Origin of the sequence: Oribacterium sp. oral taxon 078 str. F0263, assembly GCF_000469565.1 — a bacterium.
In the GTDB taxonomy this organism is placed as follows: Bacteria; Bacillota; Clostridia; order Lachnospirales; family Lachnospiraceae; genus Oribacterium.
The window spans coordinates 49,179-49,878 of sequence record NZ_KI273129.1 but is presented as its reverse complement, the minus strand read 5'-3'; the positions used below and the strand labels follow the sequence as shown (position 1 = coordinate 49,878).

1 CRISPR repeat array is annotated in these 700 nt (G+C 56.3%).

Going from position 1 to position 700, the window contains the following annotated elements:
* Window positions 1-65: 65 nt before the first annotated feature.
* Window positions 66-635: a CRISPR direct-repeat array (repeat unit 33 nt; unit sequence GTCGCTCCCCGCGAGGGGAGCGTGGATTGAAAT).
* Window positions 636-700 lie beyond the last annotated feature (65 nt).

Below are 700 nucleotides of genomic sequence, written 5' to 3'. Positions count from 1 at the left end.
TCGCTCCCCGCGAGGGGAGCGTGGATTGAAATCACTGTCGGAGTCGGGAGATCAATGGAAAACGGGTCGCTCCCCGCGAGGGGAGCGTGGATTGAAATTCTGAATTCCGCAGAATTCGGGGAAGAGCATGAGGTCGCTCCCCGCGAGGGGAGCGTGGATTGAAATAGATGGCAGCAAGTCCGACAGATCAGGAGCATGGTCGCTCCCCGCGAGGGGAGCGTGGATTGAAATTATTGCAAATCATATTCCGGCGAAAGATTTTTACTGTCGCTCCCCGCGAGGGGAGCGTGGATTGAAATCCATGACTTTTCCTCCCTATAGTTTGGGCAAGCGTCGCTCCCCGCGAGGGGAGCGTGGATTGAAATAGCTGGTATCCTTCCGAAAACCCGCGCCCTGCCTGGTCGCTCCCCGCGAGGGGAGCGTGGATTGAGATATTTTGGTTATGATTTTCTGAATTTCTGCGTCGTCGTCGCTCCCCGCGAGGGGAGCGTGGATTGAAATTCCTCATCTGAGGTATTATCTACTGAACCAAGACCGTCGCTCCCCGCGAGGGGAGCGTGGATTGAAATCCGGCGCCGTCAATGGATATCGTCATACAATCTGTCGCTCCCCGCGAGGGGAGCGTGGATTGAAATATTGACATACTGCGACTTTTCCGCCACCTCCGTGTCGCTCCCCGCGAGGGGAGCGTGGATTGAAA